Annotated in this window: 21 protein-coding genes; 14 read left to right on the top strand and 7 right to left on the bottom strand. The window is 67.8% G+C overall.

Annotated features, from left to right (window positions below; genetic code table 11):
* The first annotated feature begins 76 nt into the window (after positions 1 to 76).
* Positions 77 to 1,159: an AI-2E family transporter gene (locus tag WS61_RS32135; protein ID WP_059506671.1), complete on the top strand. Its 1,083-nt coding sequence runs from the start codon at positions 77 to 79 to the stop codon at positions 1,157 to 1,159.
* A gap of 91 nt (positions 1,160 to 1,250) precedes the next feature.
* Here WS61_RS32135 and purU read toward each other — a convergent pair whose 3' ends face one another.
* From purU to WS61_RS32110, 5 genes are all read right to left on the bottom strand, one after another.
* The gene (gene purU / locus WS61_RS32130; protein WP_059506669.1) at positions 1,251 to 2,135 is read right to left on the bottom strand and encodes a formyltetrahydrofolate deformylase; all 885 of its coding nucleotides are present in this window, start codon (positions 2,133 to 2,135) and stop codon (positions 1,251 to 1,253) included.
* Positions 2,136 to 2,196: 61 nt separating this feature from the next.
* Positions 2,197 to 3,063 carry an NUDIX hydrolase family protein gene (locus WS61_RS32125; RefSeq protein WP_059506702.1) on the bottom strand — a complete coding sequence of 289 codons (867 nt, stop codon included), beginning with the start codon at positions 3,061 to 3,063 and terminating at the stop codon, positions 2,197 to 2,199.
* Between the two features lie 5 nt (positions 3,064 to 3,068).
* Entirely contained in the window at positions 3,069 to 3,683 is a 615-nt protein-coding gene (locus tag WS61_RS32120) for a LysE family translocator (protein WP_059506667.1), read from the bottom strand.
* A 72-nt stretch (positions 3,684 to 3,755) separates the two neighbouring features.
* The gene (locus WS61_RS32115; protein ID WP_034178636.1) at positions 3,756 to 4,322 is read right to left on the bottom strand and encodes an adenine phosphoribosyltransferase; all 567 of its coding nucleotides are present in this window, start codon (positions 4,320 to 4,322) and stop codon (positions 3,756 to 3,758) included.
* A gap of 77 nt (positions 4,323 to 4,399) precedes the next feature.
* The gene (locus tag WS61_RS32110) at positions 4,400 to 6,406 is read right to left on the bottom strand and encodes a monovalent cation:proton antiporter family protein (RefSeq protein ID WP_059506665.1); all 2,007 of its coding nucleotides are present in this window, start codon (positions 6,404 to 6,406) and stop codon (positions 4,400 to 4,402) included.
* A 125-nt stretch (positions 6,407 to 6,531) separates the two neighbouring features.
* Between WS61_RS32110 and kdsD the strand changes: the two genes are divergently transcribed.
* The 11 genes from kdsD (at position 6,532) to WS61_RS32055 (ending at position 15,763) form a co-directional block, all read left to right on the top strand.
* Complete coding sequence (kdsD, locus tag WS61_RS32105) at positions 6,532 to 7,515, top strand: arabinose 5-phosphate isomerase KdsD (RefSeq protein ID WP_059506663.1); 984 nt, start codon at positions 6,532 to 6,534, stop codon at positions 7,513 to 7,515.
* Complete coding sequence (locus tag WS61_RS32100) at positions 7,515 to 8,051, top strand: HAD family hydrolase (protein WP_059506661.1); 537 nt, start codon at positions 7,515 to 7,517, stop codon at positions 8,049 to 8,051. Before kdsD ends, WS61_RS32100 begins: the two co-directional genes overlap by 1 nt.
* Positions 8,052 to 8,054: 3 nt before the next feature.
* On the top strand, positions 8,055 to 8,669 hold the full coding sequence (gene lptC, locus WS61_RS32095; protein ID WP_059506659.1) for an LPS export ABC transporter periplasmic protein LptC: 615 nt from the start codon (positions 8,055 to 8,057) through the stop codon (positions 8,667 to 8,669).
* Positions 8,670 to 8,689: 20 nt separating this feature from the next.
* Positions 8,690 to 9,355, top strand: a complete 666-nt coding sequence (gene lptA, locus WS61_RS32090; protein WP_006483139.1) for a lipopolysaccharide transport periplasmic protein LptA — start codon at positions 8,690 to 8,692, stop codon at positions 9,353 to 9,355.
* A complete protein-coding gene (lptB, locus tag WS61_RS32085) occupies positions 9,352 to 10,128 on the top strand; it encodes an LPS export ABC transporter ATP-binding protein (protein WP_059506655.1) in 777 nt (258 codons plus the stop codon). Before lptA ends, lptB begins: the two co-directional genes overlap by 4 nt.
* A 159-nt stretch (positions 10,129 to 10,287) precedes the next feature.
* Complete coding sequence (locus WS61_RS32080; protein WP_059506653.1) at positions 10,288 to 11,793, top strand: RNA polymerase factor sigma-54; 1,506 nt, start codon at positions 10,288 to 10,290, stop codon at positions 11,791 to 11,793.
* A 158-nt stretch (positions 11,794 to 11,951) separates the two neighbouring features.
* Positions 11,952 to 12,311, top strand: coding sequence for a ribosome hibernation-promoting factor, HPF/YfiA family (hpf, locus tag WS61_RS32075; RefSeq protein ID WP_006477786.1), 360 nt, complete (start codon positions 11,952 to 11,954; stop codon positions 12,309 to 12,311).
* A gap of 194 nt (positions 12,312 to 12,505) precedes the next feature.
* Positions 12,506 to 13,018 (top strand): PTS sugar transporter subunit IIA, encoded by a 513-nt coding sequence (locus WS61_RS32070; protein WP_027806888.1) that lies wholly within the window; start codon positions 12,506 to 12,508, stop codon positions 13,016 to 13,018.
* A 129-nt stretch (positions 13,019 to 13,147) separates the two neighbouring features.
* Positions 13,148 to 14,116 (top strand): HPr(Ser) kinase/phosphatase, encoded by a 969-nt coding sequence (gene hprK / locus WS61_RS32065; RefSeq protein WP_006483133.1) that lies wholly within the window; start codon positions 13,148 to 13,150, stop codon positions 14,114 to 14,116.
* Positions 14,117 to 14,191: 75 nt separating this feature from the next.
* A complete protein-coding gene (gene rapZ, locus WS61_RS32060; RefSeq protein ID WP_006477783.1) occupies positions 14,192 to 15,100 on the top strand; it encodes an RNase adapter RapZ in 909 nt (302 codons plus the stop codon).
* Between the two features lie 27 nt (positions 15,101 to 15,127).
* The gene (locus WS61_RS32055; RefSeq protein WP_034208417.1) at positions 15,128 to 15,763 is read left to right on the top strand and encodes an LON peptidase substrate-binding domain-containing protein; all 636 of its coding nucleotides are present in this window, start codon (positions 15,128 to 15,130) and stop codon (positions 15,761 to 15,763) included.
* 118 nt (positions 15,764 to 15,881) lie between these two features.
* On the opposite strand, the gene mutY is transcribed toward WS61_RS32055, so the two are convergent.
* Together mutY and mutM are read right to left on the bottom strand one after the other, a co-directional pair.
* Positions 15,882 to 16,988 (bottom strand): A/G-specific adenine glycosylase, encoded by a 1,107-nt coding sequence (mutY, locus tag WS61_RS32050; protein ID WP_059506651.1) that lies wholly within the window; start codon positions 16,986 to 16,988, stop codon positions 15,882 to 15,884.
* 25 nt (positions 16,989 to 17,013) lie between these two features.
* Positions 17,014 to 17,841: a bifunctional DNA-formamidopyrimidine glycosylase/DNA-(apurinic or apyrimidinic site) lyase gene (gene mutM, locus WS61_RS32045; RefSeq protein WP_059506649.1), complete on the bottom strand. Its 828-nt coding sequence runs from the start codon at positions 17,839 to 17,841 to the stop codon at positions 17,014 to 17,016.
* 243 nt (positions 17,842 to 18,084) lie between these two features.
* On the opposite strand from mutM, the gene WS61_RS32040 reads away from it, so the two are divergent.
* The gene (locus WS61_RS32040; RefSeq protein ID WP_059506647.1) at positions 18,085 to 19,908 is read left to right on the top strand and encodes a tetratricopeptide repeat protein; all 1,824 of its coding nucleotides are present in this window, start codon (positions 18,085 to 18,087) and stop codon (positions 19,906 to 19,908) included.
* The gene (gene lolB, locus WS61_RS32035) at positions 19,908 to 20,528 is read left to right on the top strand and encodes a lipoprotein insertase outer membrane protein LolB (RefSeq protein WP_059506645.1); all 621 of its coding nucleotides are present in this window, start codon (positions 19,908 to 19,910) and stop codon (positions 20,526 to 20,528) included. Before WS61_RS32040 ends, lolB begins: the two co-directional genes overlap by 1 nt.
* Positions 20,529 to 20,555 lie beyond the last annotated feature (27 nt).

Raw genomic sequence — 20,555 nt, 5'->3', positions numbered from 1 at the left:
CGGGCGACCGGCATCGGGCGACCGGCGCTCTGCCTCGCGCTGCGCGGCACGACACACCGAGGGACAGGAATCCACGATGGAGAAGCAACAAGAGTCGCGCGACACGCAGAACCGCGAGCCGCACCTGCGCAGCGTGCGGCTGACGAGCGACTTGAGCCTGCCGAAGCTGTCGGCGCTCGAGATCGGCAGTTATCTCTTCGCGCTCGTCATGATGTGGCTCGTCCTCGAGCTCCGGCTGCTCGGCGGGATGCTGGCCGGCCTGCTCGTCTATCAGCTGATCCACACGATCGCGCCCGTGATCGAACGCCATACCACGAGCATGCGCGCGCGCTGGGTCGCCGTCGTGCTGCTGTCGATCGCGATCGTCGGCGGGCTCACCGGCCTGACGATCGGCATCATCGAGCATTTCGAGCACACGGTGCCGAACCTGCAGAGCTTGCTCGACCAGTTGATGCAGATCGTCGAGCAGACGCGCGCGCGCACGCCGGCGTGGATCGCCAATCTGCTGCCCGTCGACGTCGAACAGATGAAGACGAAGGCGGCCGTGCTGATGCATTCGCACATGGACCAGCTCCAGCAAAGCGGCAAGAGCGTCGCGCGCGGCTTCGGCCACGTGCTGTTCGGGATGATCATCGGCGCGATGATCGCGATCGGCGTCGAGCAGGGCAAGGTGCGCCGGCCGCTGTCGACCGCGCTCGTCACACGCGTGTCGCGCTTCGCCGATGCGTTCCGCCGCATCGTGTTCGCGCAGATCAAGATCTCGGCGATCAACGCGGCCTTCACCGGCATCTACCTGCTCGTCGCGCTGCCGATCTTCCACCAGCGGCTGCCGCTGTCGAAAACGCTTGTGCTCGTCACGTTCATCGTCGGCCTGCTGCCCGTGATCGGCAACCTGATCTCGAACACGCTGATCGTCGCGGTGTCGCTGTCGGTCAGCATGGGCACCGCGATCGCGTCGCTCGCGTTCCTCGTGGTCATCCACAAGCTCGAATATTTCCTGAACGCGAAGATCATTGGCGGCCAGATCGAGTCGCGCGCGTGGGAGCTGCTATTGGCGATGCTGATCATGGAAGCCGCGTTCGGGCTGCCGGGCGTGATCGCCGCGCCGATCTTCTATGCGTACCTGAAACGCGAGCTGTACCTGCTGCGGCTGATCTGAAGCCGCCCGCTCGCCAACGGCGAAAAAAATGCCGCGCCCGGTGAAGGGCGCGGCATTTTTGCTTCCGGAACCCGCTGTTCGGGTTGGCCGATCAGCGGAACACGACCGTCTTCGTCCCGTTCAGCACGATCCGGTGCTCGACGTGCCACTTCACCGCGCGCGCGAGCGTCACGCACTCGACGTCGCGGCCGATCGCGGTCAGCTGGTCGGGCGTCATGCTGTGGTCGACGCGCTCGACTTCCTGCTCGATGATCGGGCCTTCGTCGAGATCGGTCGTCACGTAGTGCGCGGTCGCGCCGATCAGCTTCACGCCGCGGTCGAACGCCTGGTAGTAAGGCTTCGCGCCCTTGAAGCTCGGCAGGAACGAATGGTGGATGTTGATCGCGCGCCCGGCGAGCTGCTCGCACATGTTCGGCGACAGGATCTGCATGTAGCGCGCGAGCACGACGAGATCGGCCTGATGCTCGTCGATCACTTCCAGCACGCGCGCTTCCTGCGCCGCCTTCGCGGCATCGGACGACCCGCCGACCAGCGGGAAGTGATGGAACGGAATGTTGTAGCTCGCGGCGAGCTGATAGAACTCCTTGTGATTCGACACGATCGCCGGAATCTCGATCGGCAACTGGCCGGTGCGATAGCGGAACAGCAGGTCGTTCAGGCAGTGGCCGATCTTCGACACCATGATCACGACGCGCGGCTTCACGGCCGCATCGTGCAGCTCCCAGCGCATCGAGAACTGTTCGGCAAGCGGCGCGAATTCCTTGCGAAGCGTGTCGAGCGCCGACGCGGCATCCACGCCGCCGCCGTCCTGCTCGAAGTGCACGCGCATGAAGAACTCGCCGGTGCGGCTGTCGCCGAACTGCGCGGAATCGAGGATGTTGTTGCTGCGCTCGAACAGGAAGCCCGAGACCGCATGGACGATGCCGTGCCGGTCGGGGCACGACAGTTTCAAGATAAAGCTGTGATCGGTCGGCATGACCGCTACTCCCATTGTTTCCGTATTCGTCAAATTGCCCGTTCGCGCCGCGCGGCGCGCGTCACGCGGCCGGTACGAACAGCGCGTCGATGCCGGCCGCGTCGGCCGCCGGAATCCAGCGGTGGCGCAGCAGCGTATCGAGCGTCGCGAGGCTCGCATCCATCGTCGCGCGGCCTTCGCGCAACCAGCCGATCACCTCCGGCACGCCGGCCAGCAGGTGTTCGGCCACTTCGCCGTCCTGGTTGCGCGGCGCGAAGTCGTGCGGCAGCGGCAGGTCGTACACGAAGATCAGTTCAGACTGCGTGCCTTCCGGCAGCGCGTTCAGCACCTGTACCGCGCGGCCCGCGATCGCACGCGCCGCCAGGTCGGCCGGAATGCCGGCTTCTTCCCAGCATTCCTTCGCGAGCGTCTCGTGAACGCCCAGCCCCCAGCCGATCCCGCCGGCGACGACGTTGTCGAGCATGCCGGGGTCCGTGGCCTTGGTCGCGCTGCGGCGGCCGAGCCACAGCTTCGGCGTGGCCGCGGCGGCCGGCTCGCCCGGCGTAACCGCGTATTCTACGATGCCGTTCACGTGCACCGCATAGGTCTGCGTGCCGAAGAAGCGCGAAGCGGCGCGCTCGATGTACGCGAGCGGCAGATCGTCGAAGCGGTTGCGTATCGCATAGATCTCGTCGCGCCAGCCGGGAATCGCGCCTTCGGCGGCGAGCGCGCCGATCGCGCTGGCGAGCGCCATGCTGCGCGCGTCGACCGAATCGTAGCGCGCCGACAGCACGACCCGCTCGCCGGTCAGCTCGAACACGTCGGGCCAGCGCGCGAGCTTCGCGACGTCCCGGCGGCGCACCCAGCCGACCGCCTGGCCGGCGATCTCGAAGCGCAGGTGCGCGGCCGGATCGAAGCGGCGCGCGGCCGCGATGCAGGGAAACGTCATCGCGCTCAATCCTTCAGCGCGACCCGGATGCCGATCGCGATGAACGTCGCGCCGGCGATCCGGTCGAGCCACACGCCGGCCTTCGGGCGACGCTTCAGCCACGCGCCGATCATGCCCGCGCCGACGCCGAACAGCGAGAAGACCGCGGCCGTCTGCAGCATGAACAGCGCGCCGAGCTCGAACATCTGCAGCGTCACGCCCTGCGCGCCGTGCGGATCGACGAACTGCGGCAGGAACACGACGAAGAACAGCGTGACCTTCGGGTTCATCAGGTTGCCGATCACGCTCTGCCGGAAAATCGCGCCGAGCGGCTGCGGCGGGCGCGCATGCGCATTCGCGAGGCCCTGGCTGCGCAGCGCCTTGATACCGATCCACACGAGGTACGCGGCGCCCGCGAGCTTCAGGATCTGGAACGCGACCGGCGACGAACGCAGCACGGCCGCGACGCCGAGCGCCGCGAGCGTCGTGTGGAACAGGATCCCCGCCGTGAAGCCGAGCGCGGCGACGAAGCCGGCCGCGCGGCCCTGCGAGATGCCGCGTGCGAGCACCTGCAGGTTGTCGGGCCCCGGCGCGAGCGTGATCGCGATCGACGTGGCGAGAAACAGCATGAAGTTGGGCATCGTGACCTCGCTGCGTAGCGTGACCCGGGTGAACCGGGCAAGCCGGGGCGGTACCCCGGGGCGGACCGGCGTTCAGTGGCCGGAGAATTCGGTAACGGTATAGACGGGCAGGCCGGCGTTGCGCAGCAGCGCGGAGCCGCCGAGATCGGGCAGGTCGATGATCGCCGCGCCTTCGACGACCACCGCGCCGAGCCGCTGCAGCAGGTTGCGCCCCGCCATCATCGTGCCGCCGGTCGCGATCAGGTCGTCCATGATGATCACGCGGTCGCCGGGGCGGCACGCATCTTCGTGGATCTCGACCGTCGCGCTGCCGTATTCGAGGTCGTACGATTCCGAACGGGTCTTGTACGGCAGCTTGCCGACCTTGCGGATCGGCACGAAGCCGACGCTCAGCTCGTACGCAACGATCGGCGCGATGATGAAGCCGCGCGCGTCGAGGCCCGCGACGTAATCGAGCTTCGCATCGACATAGCGTTCGACGAACAGGTCGACGAGGATGCGCAGCGCCTTCGGGCTCTGCAGCAGCGTCGTGATGTCGCGGAACTGCACGCCCGGCTGCGGCCAGTCGGGCACCGTGCGGATCTGGCTATGGATGAAGGCGACCGGATCGAGCGGTGCGCCCGACGACGAATGCGGCATGAAACTCTCCGAAAAAAACGGTGCGCGAAGATCGGGCACCGTTTCTGATCAATACGGGTCAGGTTGCGAATCGCGGCTCACGCGGCCGCGGCGGGCGGATCGCGCCGATGGCGCGACAACCGCTCCTCCGCGAGCGCGAGCGCCTCGGGCAGCCCGCGCAGCACCACGATGTCGCTCGCGCGCAGCTTGGTTTGCGGATCGGGTTCGACGCCGCGAATACCGTGCCGGCGGATCGCGGTGACTTCCAGCCCGAGCGCGTACAGCCCGAGTTCTTCCAGCGAACGCCCGACCGCGTCCGCGCGCGCATCGACCGGCACCGATTGTAGCCGCACCTGCTCGTGATCGTCGTCGTCCGCATCGTCCGCGCCGCGGAAATAGCCGCGCAGCAGGCTGTAGCGCTCGTCGCGCATCTCCTCGACGCGCCGCACGACCTTGCGCATCGGCACGCCGACCAGCACCAGCGTATGCGACGCGAGCATCAGGCTGCCCTCGACGATCTCCGGAATCACCTCGGTCGCGCCGGCTGCGAGCAGCTTCTCCAGATCGGCATCGTCGACCGTGCGCACGATCGCCGGCAGCGTCGGCTCGAGCTCGTGCACGTGGTGCAGCACGCGCAGCGCGGACGGCGTGTTCGCGTAGGTGATCGCGACGGCCGCCGCACGGTGGATACCGGCCGCGAGCAGCGACTCGCGGCGCGCCGCGTCGCCGAACACGACCGATTCGCCGGCCGTCGCGGCCGCGCTCACGCGATCGGGATCGAGGTCGAGCGCGACGTACGAAATGCCTTCCTGCTCGAGCATGCGCGCCAGGTTCTGGCCCGCGCGGCCATAGCCGCAGATGATCACGTGGCCGCGCTGCTTGAGGCTTTGCGTCGCGATCCGCGTCATCTGCAGCGATTGCTGCATCCACTCCGTCGACGACAGCCGCATCACGATGCGGTCGGCGTTCTGGATCAGGAATGGCGCGGCGAGCATCGACAGCAGCATCGATGCGAGGATCGCCTGCAGCAGCGTCGAGTCGACGAGATGCCGGTCGAGGATCAGGTTCAGCAGCACGAAGCCGAATTCGCCGGCCTGCGCGAGGCCGATCCCCGTGCGCATCGCCACGCCCGGCGTCGCGCCGAACAGCCGTGCGAGCCCCGCGATCATCGTCGCCTTGAACAGGATCTGCCCGACGAAAAAGCCGAGCACGATCAACGGATGCTCCCAGATCACGCGCGGATCGAGCAGCATCCCCGTCGTCACGAAGAACAGGCCGAGCAGCACGTCGCGGAACGGCTTGATGTCCTCTTCCACCTGATGGCGGAACGGCGTCTCGGAAATGAGCATCCCCGCGATGAACGCGCCGAGCGCGAGCGACAGGCCGAAGCGGTCGGTGACGAACGCGGCGCCGAGCGTGACGAGCAGCAGGTTCAGCACGAACAGCTCCTGCGAGCGGCGCCGCGCGACGACGTTGAGCCAGCGCGTCATGAAACGCTGGCCGATGACCAGCAGCAGCGTGAGCGCGATCACGATCTTGACCGCCGCGAAACCGAGCGTGATCGCGAGATCCTTCGACGATTCGGCGCCGAACGCGGCGATCACGATCAGCAGCGGCACGACCGCGAGATCCTGGAACAGCAGCACGCCGAAGATGTTGCGGCCGTGCTCCGTCTCGATCTCGAGCCGCTCGGCGAGCATCTTCGACACGATCGCCGTCGACGACATCGCGAGCGCGCCGCCGAGCGCGATGCTGCCCTGCCACGTGATGTGCACCCAGCGCTCGAACAGCACGCCGAGCACGAGCGCGAGCACGAGGGTCGCGACGACCTGCAGCAGGCCGAGCCCGAACACGAGCCGCTGCATCGCCCTCAGCTTCGCGAGCGAGAATTCGAGGCCGATCGAAAACATCAGGAACACCACGCCGAATTCCGCGAGGTGCTCGGCCCGTTCGAGATCTGCCGCGACGCCGAATGCGTGCGGGCCGACCAGGATGCCGACGGTCAGGTAGCCGAGCATCGGCGGCAGGTTCAGCGAGCGGAATACGACGACGCCCACCACCGAGGCCAGCAGCAGCAGCAGGGTCATTTCGAGCGGGGAAATCACAGGCGAAGCGTCCTCGTTCGTCGGGGCCACGGCAATGCGGGCGCGGGTGGTGGCGGTGGGCAGGCGACATCGGACGAGTCCGAAGGCGCGGCGCGGCGAACAAACGCCTTTGCTATACTCCGCGCATGATAGCGAAAATCAATGATGATCGGGCGCTCGCGCTCGCCCGCGACGTGCTCGACATCGAGGCGGACGCCGTGCGCGCGCTGCGCGACCAGCTCGACGGCGGCTTCGTCCAGGCCGTTGCGCTGCTGCTCGGCTGCCGCGGCCGCGTCGTGGTCTCCGGGATCGGCAAATCGGGGCATATCGCCCGCAAGATCGCGGCCACGCTGGCCAGCACCGGTACGCCGGCCTTCTTCGTCCACCCTGCCGAGGCCAGCCACGGCGACCTCGGGATGGTCACCTCCGACGACGTCTTCATCGGCATCTCCTATTCCGGCGAATCGGAAGAGCTCGTCGCGATCCTGCCGCTCGTGAAGCGGATCGGCGCGAAGTTGATCGCGATCACGGGCCGCGCGGGGTCGAGCCTCGGCACGCTCGCCGACGTGAACCTGAACGCCGCGGTGTCGAAGGAAGCGTGCCCGCTGAACCTCGCGCCCACCGCGAGCACGACCGCCGCGCTCGCGCTCGGCGACGCGCTCGCCGTCGCCGTGCTCGACGCGCGCGGCTTCGGCTCGGAAGATTTCGCGCGCTCGCACCCGGGCGGCGCGCTCGGCCGGCGCCTGCTCACCTACGTGCGCGACGTGATGCGCTCGGGCGACGACGTCCCGTCCGTCGGGCTGAACGCGACGCTGTCGGACGCGCTGTTCCAGATCACCGCGAAGCGCCTCGGCATGACGGCCGTGGTCGACGCCGACGGCAAGGTCGTCGGCATCTTCACGGACGGCGACCTGCGCCGCGTGCTCGCGCGCGACGGCGACTTCCGCTCGCTGCCGATCACCGAAGTCATGACGCGCGACCCGCGCACGATCGCGCCGGATCACCTGGCGGTCGAGGCCGTGGAACTGATGGAGCGCCACCGGATCAACCAGATGCTGGTCGTCGATGCCGACGGCGCGCTGATCGGCGCGCTGAACATGCACGACCTGTTTTCGAAGAAGGTGATCTGATGAGCGCAGCGCTGACTGCGGCCGAACGCGCGAGCCGCGTGAAGCTGATGATTTTCGACGTCGACGGCGTACTGACCGACGGCGGCCTGTTGTTTACAGCGGCCGGCGACGCGATGAAGTCGTTCAATTCGCTCGACGGCCACGGCGTGAAGCTGCTCGGCGAAGCCGGCATCGCGACCGCGATCATCACGGGCCGCCGCTCGGACATCGTCGCGGCGCGCGCGAAGGAAATGAAGATCGCGCACCTGTTCCAGGGCGTCGAGAACAAGCTCGCCGTGTTCGCCGACCTGATCGCGTCGCTCGGCCTGACGGCCGACGCCTGCGGCTACATGGGCGACGACTGGCCCGACCTGCCGGTCATGCTGCGCTGCGGCTTCGCAGCAGCCCCCGCGAACGCGCACCCCGAGGTGATCGCCCGTGCGCACTGGGTCGCCGAAGCCCGCGGCGGCCACGGCGCCGTGCGCGAGGTCTGCGATGCGATCCTGCGCGCGCAGCGCCGCTACGACGCGCTGCTCGCCGCCGCCTGCGGAGCCTGACCGATGAGCACGCATTTCCGCTGGACCCAGATGCTGCCGCTCGCCGCGGTCGCCGCGCTCGCGGGCGTCACCTGGTGGCTGCTGCAGGCCACGCTGCCGCCGCCCGGCGAGGGCGCCGCGCAGCCGAAGCGCCATACGCCCGACTACTTCGCGGACAACTTCTCGGTCACCGAGCTCGACCAGTCCGGCACGACCCAGTACCGGCTGACGGCCGCGAAGCTGGTCCATTACGAAGACACCGAAAGCAGCGACCTGACCGATCCGGCCATGCGCGCGTTCCAGCCCGGCAAGCCCGTCGTGACGACCACCGCGAAGCGCGGCACCGTCAACGGCGACGTGTCGATCGTCGATTTGTACGACGATGCGCGCATCCTGCGCGCGGCCGGCGGCGGCGATCCGCAGATGCAGGCCGATTCCCAGCATTTCCGGATCTTCGTCAATGACGATGTGATCCAGACCGAAAAGCCGGTTAAACTTCAGCGCGGCCTGTCGCTCGTCAACGCGACCGACGGCATGAAGTACAACAACGTCACCCGGGTCATCGAGCTTTACGGCAACGTGCGCGGCACGATCGCCGCGGCGGACACGTCCGGCGGCTCGAAAGGTCAACCCAAGTGACGCATCCCTCACGTGACTGCATGAACGAACCGTTCCCTCGACAGATTTCCGGCGGCGCTGCGCGCGCCGTCCGCGCCGCGCTCGCCGCGACGCTCGTGGCGCTCCCGCTCGTCGGGCTGGCGCCGCTCGCCCATGCCGAGAAGGCCGACCAGAACAAGCCGATCAACGTCGAGGCCGACAATCTGACCTACGACGATCTGAAGCAGGTCACGGTCGCGACCGGCAACGTCGTGATCACGAAGGGCACGATCATCATCAAGGGCGATCGCGTCGAAGTGCGCCAGGACCCGGAAGGCTACCAGTACGCCACCTCGTTCGGCAGCGGCAAGAAGCACGCGACGTTCCGCCAGAAGCGCGAAGGCCTCGACGAATACATCGACGGCGACGCCGAGCGCATCGACTACGACGGCAAGCAGGACCTGACCACGCTGACCACCGCCGCGACCGTGCGCCGCCTGCAGGGCACGTCGACCGTCGCCGATACCGTGCACGGCAGCGTGATCACGTATGACGGCCAGCGCGACTTCTACACCGCGAAGGGCGGCAAGGACGTCGCGGCGCCGGGCAACCCGAACGGCCGCGTGCGCGCGATGCTGTCGCCGAAGAACGGCGGCCCCGCGCCGCTGAACGGGGCGCCGGCCAAGCTGTCGCCGTCGACCACGATCCAGGGAGCGCCCGGCCAATGAACGCGCTCCCGAACCGCCAGCCGGCCGGCACCACGAGCTCGCTCGTCGTCCGCAACCTGAAGAAGCGCTACGGCTCGCGCACGGTCGTCAAGGACGTGTCGCTCGACGTGAAGAGCGGCGAGGTCGTCGGCCTGCTCGGCCCGAACGGCGCCGGCAAGACCACGTCGTTCTACATGATCGTCGGCCTCGTGCCGACGGACGCAGGCGAGATCTCGCTGAACGGCAGCTCGATCGGCCTGCTGCCGATCCACAAGCGCGCGTCGCTCGGCCTGTCGTACCTGCCGCAAGAGGCGTCCGTGTTCCGCAAGCTGACCGTCGAGGAGAACATCCGCGCGGTGCTCGAGCTGCAGCACGGCGAAGACGGCAAGCGGCTGTCGAAGGACGCGATCTCGTCGCGCACCGAAGCGCTGCTCGACGAGCTGCAGATCGGCCATCTGCGCGAGAACCCCGCGCTGTCGCTGTCGGGCGGCGAACGGCGCCGCGTCGAAATCGCGCGCGCGCTCGCGACCAACCCGAGCTTCATCCTGCTCGACGAACCGTTCGCCGGCGTCGACCCGATCGCGGTGCTCGAGATCCAGAAGATCGTCAAGTTCCTGAAGCAGCGCAACATCGGCGTGCTGATCACGGACCACAACGTCCGCGAAACGCTCGGCATCTGCGACCACGCGTACATCATCAGCGACGGTTCGGTGCTGGCCGCCGGCGCGCCGAGCGAAATCATCGAAAACGAAAGCGTGCGCCGCGTGTACCTCGGCGAACACTTCCGCATGTAACTTTCTCCTCGTGGCTGGCTGCACCCCGCCCGGCATCGCCGCGCGGAGCCGCGCCCCGCTTGCATCCACGCCCGCGGCCAGGCGGCGCGCCGCGCGTAATCGCGGATGGCTCAATGCGCCTGGGTCGTGGCAAACTGCCGGTATGACTCCCTCCTTGCCATGAAAGCCAGCCTCCAACTTCGCCTGTCGCAACATCTGGCGCTGACGCCGCAGCTGCAGCAGTCGATCCGGCTCCTGCAGTTGTCGACGCTCGAATTGCAGCAGGAAGTCGCGATGGCCGTCGCGCAAAACCCGCTGCTCGAGAACGACGACGAATGGATCGCGAGCCCGCTGCGCGTCGCGGCGGACGGATCGCTGATCGCGCAGACGCCGCCCGCACAGAACACCGAGCCCGCCGCGACGAACGGCAGCGGCACGTCAAGCGATCGCGCGGAGCGCGATGAGCCGGCCGGCGCCGACGAATACGACGGTTACGGGTCCAGCGACGGCAACGACGGCCCGCAGTGGAACCTCGACGAATACGGCCGCTCGGGCGGCGCGTCCGACGACGACGACCTGCCGCCGCTGCAGGTGCAGGAAGCCGCGACGTCGCTGCGCGACCACCTGTCCGCGCAGTTGCGCGTCACGCAGGCCGGCCCGCGCGATCGCGCGCTCGTGATGTTCCTGATCGAATCGCTCGACGACGACGGCTACCTGACCGCCACGCTCGACGAAGTGCTCGCCGACCTGCCGCCCGAACTGGAAATCGACTGCGACGAACTGAACGCGGCGCTCGCGCTGCTGCACAGCTTCGACCCGGCCGGCGTCGGCGCGCGCTCGGCCTCCGAATGCCTGAAGCTGCAGTTGCTGCGTCTCGATCCGTCCCCGACGCGCACGCTCGCGCTCGACATCGTGTCGCAGCATCTCGAACTGCTCGCCGCCCGCGACTTCACACGGTTGCGCAAGCACCTGAAGGCGAGCGACGACGCGCTGCGCGACGCGCACGCGCTGATCCGCTCGCTCGAGCCGTTCCCCGGCGCCGCATACGGCAAGGCCGAGGCCGACTACGTCGTGCCCGACATCATCGTGAAGAAGGCCGGCCAGGGATGGCTCGCGGAGCTCAATCCGGAGGTCGTGCCGCGCCTGCGGATCAACAACCTGTACGCGAACATCCTGCGCAACAGCCGCGGCGATCCGTCGGCCGGATCGCTGAAGCAGCAGCTTCAGGAAGCGCGCTGGCTGATCAAAAACATCCAGCAGCGTTTCGACACGATCCTGCGTGTCGCGCAGGCTATTGTCGAGCGTCAGAAGAATTTCTTTGCGCACGGTGAAATTGCCATGCGCCCCTTGGTTTTGCGGGAAATAGCTGATACGCTGGGCCTACACGAGTCGACTGTCAGCCGTGTGACAACCGGGAAGTACATGCTGACCCCGTTCGGGACGCTCGAATTTAAGTACTTCTTCGGATCTCACGTTTCGACCGACACCGGTGGCGCCGCCTCGTCGACCGCCATCCGAGCCCTCATCAAGCAACTGATAGGAGCTGAAGACCCAAAATCGCCACTTTCGGACAGCCGCATTGCCGAGCTGCTGGCAGAACAGGGTTTCGTGGTCGCGCGCCGCACGGTTGCGAAATATCGCGAAGCCCTCAAGATCCCGGCAGTGAATCTGCGCAAGTCTCTTTAAGCCTGCTGCCTGCCCGGCGGCAGGCGTGTTCCGGCCACCGCGCACACGGGGAACAGGCCGGGCGACCTGTCCGCGATACGCCGCCTCGTGCGGCACGGGCAAGTCGACCGGAGCGCCGCCTCGATGCGGCCGGGTGGTCACTCGCTTGGAGAAGCACTATGAACCTGAAGATCAGTGGACATCATCTCGAAGTCACGCCTGCAATTCGCGAATACGTGATCACCAAGCTGGACCGGGTGCTACGGCATAGCGATCAGGTGATCGATGGCACTGTGATCCTCTCGGTCGACAACCACAAGGAAAAGGACAAGCAGCAGCGCGCGGAAATCAATCTGCACCTGAAGGGCAAGGACATCTTCGTCGAAAGCGCGAACGGCAACCTGTACGCCGCGATCGATCTGCTGATCGACAAGCTGGATCGCCAGGTCGTCAAGCACATGGAGCGCCTGCAAACGCACGCGCACGACCCGATCAAGCTGCAGCCGTCGATCGACCAGATCGAACTGCCGCCGCAATAACCGTCACTGCAACACGCACGCCGCCCGGTTCGCCGGGCGTTTTTTTTGCGACTCCGCGCGAAGGTGCAACCGGTCGGTCCGTGCTGCGCCACGCACGCGGCTGTGCTCTATAATGTTCCGGTTATCGCCGGGGGGTGTTGGATGCGGTAGCGGCGTTGCAGGTTGCCATGCCACATGCCTTGATATCGCCGAACATGGAAAATCAGTCCGCCGCCGCAAGGAGACCCCAGGCCGCCCAATCGCCTGCCAACATGAATCGCCTAGCCAAAATCCTGCCCATAGAGAACGTCGTCATCGACCTCTCGGTCACCAGCAAGAAACGCGTCTTCGAACAAGCCGGGCTGATGTTCGAGAATCAGAACGGCATCGGCCGCAGCACCGTCACGGACAACCTGTTCGCACGCGAGCGCCTCGGTTCGACCGGGCTCGGCGAAGGTGTCGCGATTCCGCACGGCCGCATCAAGGGCCTCAAGCACCCGCTCGCCGCGTTCGTCCGCCTCGCCGATGCGATCCCGTTCGAAGCGCCCGACGGCCAGCCGGTCGGCCTTCTGATCTTCCTGCTCGTCCCCGAGCAAGCTACCCAGCAGCACCTCGAGATCCTGTCGGAAATCGCGCAACTGCTGTCCGATCGCGACGCACGCGAGCGTCTGCACAACGAAACGGATATCGCCGAGTTGCATCGCCTGCTCACTCAGTGGCAACCTTGAGTTGTTCCGGGCGGAATATTTCCCCGTACCAGGCGGCACGCGTCGCCGTCCAGGGCCGCCCGGCGCCGGCCCGGCATGGCGACGTCCGTCGCCGCGCGCCCGCACCGGCCCATTGGAGTGACGAGAGTCATGGATACGTCCAGCATCAACGCCCAGAGCATCTTCGACGACAACGCAGCCACGCTGAAACTGAGCTGGCTGACGGGGCATGAAGGCTGGGAACGCGGCTTTTCGGCCGACACGGTCGGCAACGCAACGTCGAGCGCCGACCTCGTCGGCCACCTGAACCTGATCCATCCGAACCGGATCCAGGTGCTCGGCGAAGCCGAAATCGACTACTACCAGCGACAGACCGACGAAGACCGCTCGCGCCACATGGCCGAGCTGATCGCGCTCGAACCGCCGTTCCTCGTCGTCGCCGGTGGCGCCGCGGCGCCGCCCGAACTGGTGCTGCGCTGCACGCGCTCGTCCACGCCGCTGTTCACGACGCCGATGTCGGCGGCCGCGGTGATCGACAGCCTGCGGCTCTACATGTCGCGCATCCTCGCGCCGCGCGCGACGCTGCACGGCGTGTTCCTCGACATCCTCGGGATGGGCGTGCTGCTGACCGGCGATTCGGGCCTCGGCAAGAGCGAGCTCGGCCTCGAGCTGATCAGCCGCGGGCACGGCCTCGTCGCCGACGACGCGGTCGACTTCGTCCGTCTTGGCCCCGATTTCGTCGAAGGGCGCTGCCCGCCGCTGCTGCAGAATCTGCTCGAAGTGCGTGGCCTCGGCCTGCTCGACATCAAGACGATCTTCGGTGAAACCGCGGTGCGACGGAAAATGAAGCTGAAGCTGATCGTCCAGCTCGTGCGGCGCCCCGACGGCGAATTCCAGCGCCTGCCGCTCGAAAGTCAGACCGTCGACGTGCTCGGTTTGCCGATCAGCAAGGTCACGATCCAGGTCGCGGCCGGCCGCAACCTCGCGGTGCTCGTCGAGGCGGCCGTCCGGAACACGATCCTGCAGTTGCGCGGAATCGACACGTTGCGCGATTTCATGGATCGACAACGACTCGCGATGCAGGATCCCGACAGTCAGTTCCCCGGCAAACTGGTGTAACCCGCACGCGCCCGGCCGCGCAACGCCGACGCGTCGAGCCGGTGCTATGATGAAACGTCAGGATTCTCCGTTCCCATGCGCATCGTCCTCATTACCGGCATCTCCGGCTCAGGCAAGTCCGTCGCGCTGAACGCGCTCGAAGACGCAGGCTATTACTGCGTCGACAACCTGCCGCCGCACGTGCTCCCCGAACTCGCCCGCTACCTCGCCCAGGACGGCCAGCGCCGGCTTGCGGTCGCGATCGACGCGCGCTCCAGCGCGTCGCTCGATGAAATGCCCGGCCTGATCCGCGAGCTGTCCCGCGAGCACGACGTGCGCGTGCTGTTCCTCAACGCGAGCACCCAGGCGCTGATCCAGCGCTTCTCCGAAACGCGCCGCCGCCATCCGTTGTCCGGCTCGCGGTCGCACGATGCGGACGTCGGCTTGCTGTCGTCGCTCGAGGAAGCGATCGAGCGCGAGCGCGAGCTCGTCGCGCCGCTCGCCGAATTCGGCCACCAGATCGATACCAGCACGCTGCGCGCGAACGCGCTGCGCACCTGGGTCAAGCGCTTCATCGAGCAGAAGAACAACGACCTGATGGTGATGTTCGAATCGTTCGGCTTCAAGCGCGGCGTGCCGCTCGACGCCGACCTGATGTTCGACGTGCGCGCGTTGCCGAACCCGTACTACGACCACCAGTTGCGCCCGCTCACCGGGCTCGACCAGCCGGTCATCGCCTTTCTCGACGCACTGCCGATCGTCCATCAGATGATCGACGACATCCATGCGTTCCTGATGAAATGGCTACCGCACTTCCGCGATGACAACCGCAGCTACCTGACCGTCGCCATCGGCTGCACGGGCGGCCAGCATCGCTCGGTGTTCATCGCGGAAACGCTCGCCGCGCGCCTCGCGCGCGACGCGAACGTGATCGTGCGGCATCGTGACGCGCCAGTGGATGTCGACGCGTCGTCGCGGCTCGTCTCCGAGGTCGATCGACCCTAGCGACACCCGCCCCCACGCCCGCGCGCCATGTCCTCCCTCTCGACCACCCTGATCGACCTGCCGCTGTTTCCGCTGCACACGGTGCTGTTTCCGGGAGGGCTGCTCCCGCTCAAGGTGTTCGAGGCGCGCTATCTCGACATGTCGCGCGCATGCCTGCGCGACGATGCGCCGTTCGGCGTGTGCCTGCTCAAGAGCGGGCCCGAAGTCGCGCAGGACGGCGCGGTGTCGGTGCCCGAAACCATCGGCTGCATGGCGCGCATCACCGAGTGCGATACCGGCGAGTTCGGGATGCTGTATCTGCAGGCGGTCGGCACGCAGCGTTTCGAGCTGCTGTCGTATCGCGTCGAAAGCAACGGGCTGCTGGTCGGCATCGCGGAGCCGCTGCCCGACGACATCCCGCTCGAAGGCGAACAGGCGCTCGCGCAGTTCGGCTCGTGCGCCGAGGTGCTCGAGCGCATCATCGACGCGCTGAAGAAGTCGGATCCGGAGAAAATGCCGTTCGGCGAACCGTTCCGCCTCGACGATCCGAGCTGGGTATCGAATCGCCTCGCGGAACTGCTGCCGCTCGACCTGCGCGCGCGGCAGAAGCTGATGGAGTTTCCGGACGTCGGCGCGCGCATCGACGCCGTGCACCACGTGCTCGACCGGCACGGCTGGCTGTAACGCCGCAGGCTCCGTCGCGCAGCGCACCTGCCCGGCGCACGCCTGCCTGCGCGACGGCACAGCCGCGGCAGTCAGGCGCCTTCCCGAACGCGGCCCGCGCCGCGCCCTACGCCGTTCGTTACAGCAGCGGCCCGCTCAGCGCATCGAGCAGCTTGCGCACGGGCGCCGGCACGCCGTACGCGTCGAGCCGGCTCAGCGGCACCCATGCGGTGTCCGCGTCCCGCGCCGGCGACGGTAGGCCCTTGCCCTCTGTCAGATCGCTCAGCCGCGGCTCGATTTCGAGCCGGAAATGCGTGAACGTGTGCGTGAGCGGCGCGAGCGGCACCGTGCCGCCGCCGCCGAAGCCGCGCGCGAGATCCGCGAGCGCGGCATCGCCGTCCGCTTGCGGCAGGCTCCACAGTCCGCCCCAGATGCCGGTCGGCGGCCGGCGCTCGAGCAGCACGGCGTCGCCGTCGCGCAGCACGAGCATCCAGGTCTTGCGCGTCGGCACGGCCTTCTTCGGCCGCGCGGCCGGCAGTTCGCGCTGACGGCCGGTCGATTGCGCGACGCAGTCGCCCGCGAACGGACAGCGCGCGCAGTCGGGTTTGCCGCGCACGCATAGCGTCGCGCCCAGATCCATCAGCCCCTGCGTATACGCGCTCACGTCGGCCGCGTTCGCGGCGTCGGGCAGCAGCGATTCGGCGAGCGCCCACATGCCGTTCTCGACGCGCTTCTCGCCCGGAAAGCCCTCGACACCGAATACCCGCGCGAGCACGCGCTTCACGTTGCCGTCGAGGATCGTCGCGCGCGCGCCGTACGCAAACGACGCGATCGCGGCGGCCGTCGAGCGACCGATGCCCGGCAGTTCGGCCAATGCGTCGGGTGTCGCCGGAAACGCGCCGCCGTGCTCGGCGACGACGACCTGCGCGCAGCGGTGCAGATTGCGCGCGCGCGAGTAGTAGCCGAGCCCCGCCCACAGCGCCATCACGTCGTCGCTCGGCGCGGCCGCGAGCGCGGCGACGTCGGGGTAGCGGTCGAGAAAACGCGTGTAATACGGAATGACGGTCGATACCTGCGTCTGCTGCAGCATGATTTCCGACAGCCAGATCCGGTACGGATCGCGGGTGTTCTGCCACGGCAGGTCATGGCGGCCATGCTCGCGCTGCCACGCGACGAGACGCGTGGCGAACGTGCCGTGCAGCGGCGTGACGGGGAACGGAGCGGGGGCGATGCGGGGCGGCTTCAAGTTTGTCTGATGGCGGAAAAGGGTTTCAACGCTGGCACGTCGGGCAGAAATAGGTCGACCGCTGGCCCTGCACGATCTGGCGGATCGATGTGCCGCATACGCGGCACGGCTGGCCGGCGCGATCGTAGACGAAGCAGTCGAGCTGGAAGTAGCCGCTTTCGCCGTTGCTGCCGACGAAATCGCGCAACGTGCTGCCGCCGCGCTCGATCGCGTCGGCGAGCGTCGCGCGTACCGCATCGGCCAGCCGCTCGTAGCGCGGCAGCGACACCTTGCCGGCGGCCGTCGTCGGCCGGATGCCGGCGCGAAACAGGCTCTCCGACGCGTAGATGTTGCCGACGCCGACAACCATGTCGCCCGCGAGCAGCGCCTGCTTGACCGATACCGTGCGGCCGCGTGTACGCGCATGCAGCAACGCGCCAGTGAACGCCGGCGAGAACGGCTCGACGCCGAGGCTCGCGAGTAGCGGATGCGCATGCACGTCGCCTGCGTCGCGCGGATGCCAGAGTACGGCGCCGAAGCGGCGGGGATCGCGGAACCGCAGCACGAATTCGTCGAAGATCCAGTCGATGTGGTCGTGCTTCGCCGCGACCGGCACGCCAGTTGCGGGCAGCACGCGCAGCGTGCCGGTCATCCCGAGATGGACGATGAACCAGCCTGCATCGACCTCGAACAGCAGGTACTTGCCGCGGCGCTCGACGGCGAGCACCTCGCGCGCGCGCAACTGTTCGGCGAGCCCCGCCGGCACGGGCCAGCGCAACATCGCGGTACGGACGTCGACACGCTCGACGCGGCGGCCCGCGACAAAGGGCTCGATGCCCCGGCGCGTGACTTCGACTTCTGGCAACTCTGGCATGTTTTGCGGGTCTGAGGCTACGGTCTGTTTACATAGGAACGCGAGCGCTGCCACGAGAACGGCCGCGCTCGCGGCGCCCCCGAACGAGACGCGGGAATGCCCGAAATCGCCCGCCCGGCAGCACGCGAGACGGGCGATTTCGGGCATTCGCATGGGGATTCCACAGGTAAGCGGACCCTATCACGATCGTGCGTGTATTGTAGCGAGCGCGTTACAATCGGTTGAAACATCGAACGGATTTCCATGACCCTGCCCTCGAAGCTGCTTCAGAAGCGCCCCGCCGCCGTGCGCGGCGCGCGCGCCTTCCCGGTCCGCCGTGCAATCGGTGCCGCGCTGCTTGCCGCCTGGACCCTCACCGCCTTTCCGGCCCACGCGCAGGATCCGGCCTCGGACGACGCGGAGCCGCAGGGCGCGTTCGAGCATGTGATGCCGGACGAGCAGAAGAATCTCCCCGGCGTGCCGCTGACGAGCCAGATCGTCTACCAGGTGCTCGCCGCCGAGGTCGCGCTCCAGCGCAACCAGCCGGCACCGGCCTACCAGACCTACCTCGCGCTCGCCCGCGACACGCGCGATCCGCGCATGGCGCAGCGCGCGACCGAAATCGCGCTCGGCGCGCAGAGCCCGGCCGACGCGCTGTCCGCCGCGAATCTGTGGCGCCAGTACGCACCGGATTCGAACCGCGCGTCGCAGGTCGACGCCGCGCTGCTGGTGCTCGCCGGCAAGCCGGCCGACGCGCAACCGATGCTCGCGCGCGAGCTGGCCCGCGCGACCGGCGACACGCGCGGCCCGGCGATCCTCGCGCTGCAGGCGCTGCTCGTGCGCGGCCCCGACCGCGTCGGCGGCCTCGCGGTGCTGAAGGACATGTTGAAGAACGACATGAATCGCCCCGAGGCGCAGCTCGCGATCGCGCGGCAGCAGCTCGCGGTCGACGACAAGGACGGCGCCGCGCAGTCGCTGAAGCAGGCGCTGCAGATTCGCCCCGATTACCTGCCGGCGGCGCTGATGCTGTCGCAAATGGGGCCGGCGGAACGCGCGGCGGGCATCGCGTCGTTCGAGAAGTATGTTCAGCAGAATCCGAAGTCGCGCGACGCACGGCTCGCGCTGTCGCAGCTCTATCTCGCCGACGATCGTCTCGACGACGCACAGAAGCAGTTCGAGACGATGCGCAAGCTCGACTCGAAGGATCCGACGCCGCTGATGGCGCTCGCGCTGATCAAGATCCAGCAGAAGAAGCTCGACGAGGCGACCGGCTACCTGAAGCAGTACGTGCAGCTCGGCGACAAGCAGCCGAATCTCGACGTCGGCCAGGGCTACATCTACCTCGCGCAGATCGCGATCGACCAGAACAACGACGCGCAGGCGTCGCAATGGCTCGACAAGGTCGACCAGACGAGCCAGCACTACCTGCCCGCGCAGATCACCCGCGCGCAACTGCTGCAGAAACAGGGCAAGACCGACGAGGCGCGCAAGGTGCTCGACAACCTGCCGATCACGGATCCGCGCGACGCGGCCGTGGTGGCGCGCACCGATGCGTCGATCCTGTTCACGGCGAAGCGCTATCCGGAAGCGGAGGCGCGGCTCGGGCAGGCCGTCCAGGACTTCCCGGACGATCCCGACCTGCGCTACGACTACGCGATGGCGGCCGAAAAGACGGGCCACTATGCGACGATGGAAAAGCAGTTGCGCGAGCTGATCCGTACGCAGCCCGACAACCCGCAGGCCTACAACGCGCTCGGCTATTCGCTCGCCGACCGCAACCAGCGCCTGCCCGAGGCCAGCAAGCTGATCGACAAGGCGATGGCGCTCGCGCCGAACGACGCCTACATCATGGACAGCCTCGGCTGGGTGAAGTACCGGATGGGCGACACGGCCGGCGCGACGAAGGTGCTGCAGCGTGCATACGAACTGCAGCCGAACGCCGAAATCGGCGCGCATCTCGGCGAGGTGCTGTGGAAGAGCGGCGCGCAGGACGACGCGCGCAACGCGTGGCGTGCCGCGCAGAAGCTCGAGCCCGACAACGAAACGCTCGTGCAGACGCTGAAACGCCTGCAGATCAACGGCCTCTGATGCGGATGTTCCCGATGTTTTCCCTGTCCTCCCGCGCGTGGCGTACGCTCGCCGCGGCCGGCGCGGCGCTCGCGCTCGCCGGCTGCGCGAGCACGCCGCCGTCGGCCGGCACGCCGGCGGGCGCCGCCCTGCAGACGGCGGCGACGCATGCGTACCACGGCCGCTTCGCGGTGCGGTACGACGATCGTCTCGGCAACCCGCAGAACGTGTACGGCAACTTCGACTGGCAGGAACACGGCGACGACGTGTCGCTCGAACTGCGCAGCCCGCTCGGCCAGACGCTCGCGGTCGTGAAAGCGACGCCGCACGCGGCGTCGCTCGAATTGCCGAACCGTCCGACCCAATATGCGCCGGACGTCGGCGACCTGATGCAGAAGACGCTCGGCTTCGAGCTGCCGCTCGCGGGCCTGCGCTACTGGCTGCTGCCGAGCGCCGCGCCCGCGACGCCCGCGGAAACCGTGCGCGACCCGGCCGACGGCACGCGCATCAAGCAGCTCCGCCAGGACGGCTGGACGATCGACTACCTTGCCTACGCGGATGCCCCGGCCACGGGCGTCAAACGCGTCAACCTCGTGCGCGCGACGCCGCCGCTCGACATCAAGCTCGTGCTCGATCAGTGAGCACGCGCGCCTAGCCCCCGATACCCG

The organism is Burkholderia sp. ABCPW 11, assembly GCF_001523445.1.
Lineage (GTDB): Bacteria > Pseudomonadota > Gammaproteobacteria > Burkholderiales > Burkholderiaceae > Burkholderia.
Note: the sequence above shows the minus strand (reverse complement) of the source record. Positions and strands in the feature narration are given on the sequence as shown.